At 32.2% G+C, this 6,549-nt stretch carries 6 protein-coding genes; all 6 read left to right on the top strand.

Features of this window, described 5'->3' with window-relative positions:
* Positions 1 to 180: 180 nt before the first annotated feature.
* The 6 genes from AACZ92_RS13400 to AACZ92_RS13375 all read left to right on the top strand — a co-directional run bounded on the left by AACZ92_RS13400 (position 181) and on the right by AACZ92_RS13375 (position 6,548).
* Positions 181 to 1,014 (top strand): AraC family transcriptional regulator, encoded by an 834-nt coding sequence (locus tag AACZ92_RS13400; RefSeq protein WP_339702229.1) that lies wholly within the window; start codon positions 181 to 183, stop codon positions 1,012 to 1,014.
* Positions 1,015 to 1,225: 211 nt separating this feature from the next.
* Positions 1,226 to 2,728 carry an aldehyde dehydrogenase family protein gene (locus AACZ92_RS13395; RefSeq protein WP_339702227.1) on the top strand — a complete coding sequence of 501 codons (1,503 nt, stop codon included), beginning with the start codon at positions 1,226 to 1,228 and terminating at the stop codon, positions 2,726 to 2,728.
* Positions 2,729 to 3,340: 612 nt separating this feature from the next.
* Positions 3,341 to 4,315 (top strand): exo-alpha-sialidase, encoded by a 975-nt coding sequence (locus AACZ92_RS13390; RefSeq protein WP_339702225.1) that lies wholly within the window; start codon positions 3,341 to 3,343, stop codon positions 4,313 to 4,315.
* A gap of 79 nt (positions 4,316 to 4,394) precedes the next feature.
* A complete protein-coding gene (locus AACZ92_RS13385) occupies positions 4,395 to 5,198 on the top strand; it encodes a hypothetical protein (protein ID WP_339702223.1) in 804 nt (267 codons plus the stop codon).
* Between the two features lie 43 nt (positions 5,199 to 5,241).
* Positions 5,242 to 5,712 (top strand): hypothetical protein, encoded by a 471-nt coding sequence (locus AACZ92_RS13380; protein WP_339702221.1) that lies wholly within the window; start codon positions 5,242 to 5,244, stop codon positions 5,710 to 5,712.
* Between the two features lie 80 nt (positions 5,713 to 5,792).
* A complete protein-coding gene (locus AACZ92_RS13375) occupies positions 5,793 to 6,548 on the top strand; it encodes a DJ-1/PfpI family protein (protein ID WP_339702219.1) in 756 nt (251 codons plus the stop codon).
* The last annotated feature ends 1 nt before the right edge of the window (position 6,549 follow it).

Raw genomic sequence — 6,549 nt, 5'->3', positions numbered from 1 at the left:
CTAAAGTTAACTGATTCATTAAAAATCAAACTTAAGATGTATAACCGCAATTACGACGGATTCGACTACGTCCGAATCCACTCGGAATTGCTAGCGTCGGTCTCTGCCGAAAGATTGTTTAACTTTAAGCCGTAACTGACTGTTATACGAAACCGTTACCTACAAACTAAAAAAATACAGATGTCAATAGAAAACATACCTGAAATCTATATTAAAAACAAAAAAGAAAGTCCCGATGTATTTATTTATGACTTTAAAATGACTAGTGATGTGGTTAAAAGTAAGGTAAATTTAAGTATGAATATGTTCAGCTTTCTTCAAGTAGGAAAAAAGCAAGTGCACTTTGCCAATACTTCTAAAGCTGTTAATAGTAAACAGTCATTATTGCTCAAAAAGGGAAATTGGCTTTGGACGGAACTGTTAGATACCGAAGCGATTTATTATTGTAAACTTTTCTTTTTTTCTGAAGAAAAACTAACCGATTTTTTAAGTAAGTACACTAAAGACGTTAAGCCATATCAAGAAAAAGTGCCTTATTTTGTGATTGAAAACGATGATTATATCGCCTCTTTTATAAGCTCGTTATCGGCTAAAACTTTTGAAAATAGTGCCTATTGTGATGCTATGTTATCTCTCAAATTTGATGAAATATTATTGTATCTATTAGATAAATATGGTAACGAATTTGAGCATTATCTACACGCCTTAATATCTAAAGAGGTTTCACCATTTAAAAACATCGTAGAAGATCATATACATTCTAATTTAAAGCTAGAAGAAATTGCCTTTTTATGCAATATGAGTTTGTCAACCTTTAAAAGACATTTTACTTCCGAGTATAAAGAAGCACCTGGAAAATGGTTAAAAGATAAACGCCTACAAAAGGCTAAAGAACTTTTACAAGGAGGCGATTTAAAGGCTTCAGATATCTATTTAGAAGTCGGTTACAATAACCTATCTAACTTTAGTGTCGCCTTTAAAAACAAATTCGGAATTAGTCCAACAGAAATATAAAAAATACAAAATATTTACAATCAATTGATTTTTAGTTATTTATATTTATCTTAATATTTGTTTAACATTAAAAAAGGCAAGTTGAACTGTTTTCATAAGTTATTGAGCCGTATCAATAAATAAGAAGCTTCTACTCCATTATACATTTGTACCATAATTACAAAGGCTTGTTTTTTCAAGCAGAATTTAAAAAAATTTAAAACACAGTAATATGGCAAATGTAACAAAACCCGAATTTAAAGAAAGATATGGAAACTTTATTGGAGGTAAATTTGTTGACCCAATTAAAGGTCAATATTTTGAAAACAGATCTCCAGTAGATGGAAAAGTGTTCACACAAGCAGCAAGATCTACACAAGAAGATATAGACCTTGCATTAGATGCAGCACACCAAGCCTTTCCTGAGTGGAGTAATTCTTCGGCAACAGAACGTAGCAATGCGTTATTAAAAATTGCTCAGGTTATGGAAGATAACTTAGAGTATTTAGCAACTTTAGAAACTATAGATAATGGTAAGCCAATTCGTGAAGCTCGTGCTGCAGATATTCCTTACTGTATAGATCACTTCCGTTATTTTGCAGGAGTTATTCGTGCAGATGAAGGTAGTATTTCTGAACACGATAAAGACACTGTTAGTATTGTATTACACGAGCCAGTTGGTGTCGTGGGTGAAATTATTCCTTGGAACTTCCCAATGTTAATGTTAGTCTGGAAAATTGCTCCAGCTTTAGCAGCAGGTTGTACTGCAGTGGTAAAACCAGCAGAACAAACCCCTACAAGTGTTATGGCCTTAATGGAATTAATTGGTGATATTTTACCAGCAGGTGTATTAAACATTGTCACTGGTTTTGGTAAAGAAGCTGGTGCAGCATTAGCTACATCTAAAAGAATTGCAAAATTATCGTTTACGGGTTCTACAGAAACAGGACGTACGGTATTGCATAATGCAGCAGAAAATATAATTCCTGTAACGATGGAATTAGGTGGAAAATCTCCTAACATTTTCTTCCCATCTGTAGCAGATCAAGATGATGAATTCTTAAGCAAAGCAGTTGAAGGGGCATTAATGTTTGCCTTAAATCAAGGTGAAATTTGTACCTCTCCGTCTCGTATTTTAGTTCACGAAGATATTGCAGACCGCTTTGTCGAAAAAATGCAAGAACGTCTAAAATTAGTAAAACCAGGAAATCCATTAGATCCAGAAACAATGATTGGCTCCCAGGTATCTAAAGCACAATATGAAAAAATATTGAACTATATTAAAATTGGTGTTGAAGAAGGTGCAGCGGTTTTAGCTGGTGGTGAAGCTGGTAATTATGAAGGAGAATTAGCCGATGGTTACTATGTACAACCAACTGTTCTAAAAGGGGATAACAAAATGCGTGTATTCCAAGAAGAAATTTTTGGACCTGTAGTAGCGTTAACGACTTTTAAAACAACTGAAGAAGCTATTGCTATTGCAAACGACACACCTTACGGTTTAGGCGCAGGTGTTTGGTCACGTGACGCTCACGAATTATACCAAGTACCACGAGCAATACAAGCTGGTAGAGTTTGGGTAAACCAATACAACACCTATCCTGCACACGCTCCTTTTGGTGGTGTTAAAGAATCTGGTTTTGGTCGTGAAAATCATAAAATGGCTTTAGATCATTACCGTGTGGTAAAAAACATGTTAATCTCTTACGATAAAAAACCAATGGGTTTCTTTTAATTAAAACCTCAATTTAGTTATAATAAAACCCCAGAAATTCTGGGGTTTTATTTTTAGTAAAGCAGCTTGTAATAGCTTTAAAACTCAATTATATTATATAAAAATAGGCTATCTCTTCCGTTATATAAGCTAGATTCCAATTATAGAATCACTTTTGGGTTCGCTACTACGCTTCGTTGTTGGTGCCGTAAAATCCTTTAATACAATTAAAGTTGTTCTTTTCCATTACATTCACAAAGGCGAAGGTCATTTACATACTGCAGATAGAGCAACAACTTTTCTCATTAAACCTTTAGATACTTTTTTTGATTGCATTGGTGCTTTTCACTTTGCCCACGGAGTATAAACTTTATTTACATTAAACAAAACATATGATAATGGAAATGATGTTTTATTTATTTATTACCCTATCTCGACCCAACCTTTTACAAACGTGGCTCATGCAAAGCGAGGAACAAAAAGTGGAATCAAAATTATACAATGAGGTGAGATTACACGTATCTTTAGATTTCAAAACACTGAATATGGCATATCTGTCTGGAAAGAAGGTAAATTAACAGCTAAAATCACATTTTAATCTGTAGCCATACTTCAGGTCAAAACACAAATACATTGCACAAAATAAAATATAAAGCAGCAATACTTTTATTGTCATTTTTTCTATTAAACTGTCAGAAACACACTGAACCATCAAAAGTATATTCTGTAGACATTAAAACTACAACTGATAGTTTGACATTATTAGGAGAAAATATAATTTCTACACCATTATATGAAAGAGATTTAGCAATCTCCCCCCAAGGAGATGAACTTATCTATACATTAGGTGATTACAAACAAAATAAAAGATCATTGGTTTTCTTAAACCAAGAAAATGGAAATTGGACGGATGCACAAATTTTAAATATATCAGGAAAATATCAAGATATAGAACCATTTTACAGCAACAACGGAAATAGATTGTATTTTGCATCTAACAGACCTATTTACAACGATATAACAAGAGAAGATTACAATATTTGGTATAGTGACCGCATGAACGGTAATTGGTCTGAACCAATTGCTCTAGATTCAATTATTAACACAAGAGGGGACGAGTTTTTCCCTTCCTTAAGTACTAAAGGAAATTTATTCTTTACAGCGACAAGAGATAACGGAATAGGTAGAGAAGATATTTTTATATCTGAATTTAATGATGGTGAATTTCAATCTCCAAAACCATTACCTAGTGAGATTAACTCTCCTTCATTTGAATTTAATGCATACATAAATCCAGAAGAGAATCTTATTATTTTTAGCTCATTTGGTAGGCCAGATGGGTTTGGTGGAGGAGATTTGTATATAAGTCGTAAAGATAGCTTAGGTAAATGGACAAAATCCAAGAACTTAGGAGGGTTAATTAATTCAAATAAATTAGATTATTGTCCATTTGTAGATTGGAGGTCACGCAACTTTTATTTTACAAGTGAGAGAAATACACTTGACAACAAGAAATTAAAAAACATTCATGAACTAAAAGAATTCTCTAATAGCCCGTTAAATGGTTTTGGTAACATTTATAAAATTGGAGTTGACATATTAGAATGACAAATTAAAACCTTTTACCACACCTTACATAACTAATTATTTGGTTCTAGCCAATTAAACTTCAACAATAGATTACAGTATGCACGTATCGTTAAAAAAGACCTTTATTTTTATTATTATTTTTTATTGTAGCAATATAAATGCCCAGCAAGATGCGTATACTGAATACTATGATAATGGTAAAATAAAAGCAGTTGGATTTAAATCCGAACAAGATATAAACTACGGAAAATGGATTCACTACAGAAAAGATGGCTCAATAGATAGTGAAATAACCTTTAATAAACAAGGGAAAACACAAGGTCCTTTTTTAATGTATTACCGTAATGGACAAATACAAGCTAAAGGAAATTATTCTAATGAAGGTTTTTATGAGATGGATGGCAACTATGAAGACTACTATAAAAACGGACAAATAAAATCTATTGGCACCTATAAGAACAACAAAACCATTGAAAAATGGACAACGTATTGGGAAAACGGTCAAATAAAATCAATTACAGAATATACCGAAGAAGGTATTATTCAAAAAAATAGAGAATATCATAAAAATGGTCAATTAAAAATAGATGCCAAGTACAATAACATTGGAGATTTTATTGGTGAAATCATTTTATATTATGATACTGGACAAATACATACAATTCAAAAATTTGATAAAAACGGCAACAAAATAGACACCTACAAATCCTATTATAAAAATGGAAATTTGATGGAATTAGGTGATTATTTAGGTGTAGATTATTTCAAAAAAAAGGGAGTATGGAAAACATTCTATGAAAATGGTTCATTAAAAACTGAAATCAATTACGATAAACAAGGAAATAGAATTGGAGAAATAAAGCTATATGATAAACAAGAAAATCTAATAATTACAAACTAAAGACTTTGGCCCATAGACTGGACGTTATTAACCAATTTAAAAAATGAAAGTATTAACATTCGAAATTAATTCGGATAAAGAAATTTGGGAGCTTTTTGACAAACAATTGAATGTGATTTTCATTCATAAATTTGTTCCAAATGAGATAATTGAATGGTGGAAAACAGATTTGAAAACTCAAAACGGAACTGAATTTAAAAATCTATCTGTCCGTCAAATGGAAATGGATGTCCAAACCGACTTGAGCGGACTAAAAAAAATACTCAAACTGAACACCAGACAATTGAGGATTTATCAATTTGACAAACCGATTTCTAACATCCTCAAAATTGAAAGATTGCCTGAAAAGAACCGGAACCTGATTTTACAACAAAACGGATTAAAGCATTACTTTTTTGTAGATTTTGAGTTTATAACAATTGGTAGTTTTGAACCTGAATTTATAAAGAGAATTGAATCAAATCCAAAATTTGAAAAACGAATTACGGAAAGAAAACGAAGATTAACTAAATAAAAAATGATAAAAAACATCTCTAATTATTTAACTGTACCAGTTTAAACCTAATTGTAGAAACTACAAAAAAATAGCACCAAATGAAAAATATAAATCTTATTGCGAGTTTAATTTTCGGAATTATTTTATTCAGTTGCAATAAAGAAAAATCTAAAACTTCACTTGAAGCTACTCACCTCAGTAAAACTGAAAAGGCGACAGACACCTTAACCAAGCACATAAAACCATTTAAAGCCGAATTACCAACTATAGGGCTTTTAATGTATAATGGCGTGCTACAAAGTGAAGTGATTGCAACATCAGATGTTTTTGCCAAACCATCAGAAGCAGGCAAACAACTTTTTAACGTCATTAGCATAGCAGAAACCAAACAGCCCATCACAACCGAAGAAGGTATGCACTTTGTTCCAGATTATAGGTTTGATAACTGCCCTAAATTAACAGCGCTGTTTGTACCCAGCGCTTATGATATGTATGCACAAGTACACAACAAAAAAATTGTAGATTTTATTAAAGAGAAAAACAAGGAAACCAAATATACCATTAGTAATTGTGCAGGAGCGCAATTAATTGGGGAATCTGGAATTGCGGACGGACATAAAATCGTCACTTGGATTGGTGGCGGCGAACAACTTCAAAAAGATTATCCTAATTTAAAAGTGCAGAACGACAGCCTGGTTACCTTTGTAGAAGATGGTAAATTTTTATCTTCTAATGGAAATTTGGCGAGTTATATTTCTGCTCTTACTTTAGTAGAAAAAATGACTAGTCCCGAACATAGGAAGTTTGTGGAAAGCTATTTATACCTTGACCGGCTTCAAGACTGGAAAGAATAAA

The organism is uncultured Marixanthomonas sp. (assembly GCF_963974425.1).
GTDB lineage: Bacteria > Bacteroidota > Bacteroidia > Flavobacteriales > Flavobacteriaceae > Marixanthomonas.
The sequence above is the reverse complement of the archived record's forward strand: the minus strand, read 5'-3'. Positions and strand labels throughout refer to the sequence as shown.

Excerpts from the sequence above, each read along its gene's own strand:
- AACZ92_RS13375 (WP_339702219.1), top strand. The coding sequence starts at position 5,793 with ATGAAAAATATAAATCTTATTGCGAGTTTAATTTTCGGAATTATTTTA.
- AACZ92_RS13385 (WP_339702223.1), top strand. The coding sequence starts at position 4,395 with ATGCACGTATCGTTAAAAAAGACCTTTATTTTTATTATTATTTTTTAT.
- AACZ92_RS13395 (WP_339702227.1), top strand. The coding sequence starts at position 1,226 with ATGGCAAATGTAACAAAACCCGAATTTAAAGAAAGATATGGAAACTTT.
- AACZ92_RS13400 (WP_339702229.1), top strand. The coding sequence starts at position 181 with ATGTCAATAGAAAACATACCTGAAATCTATATTAAAAACAAAAAAGAA.
- AACZ92_RS13380 (WP_339702221.1), top strand. The coding sequence starts at position 5,242 with ATGAAAGTATTAACATTCGAAATTAATTCGGATAAAGAAATTTGGGAG.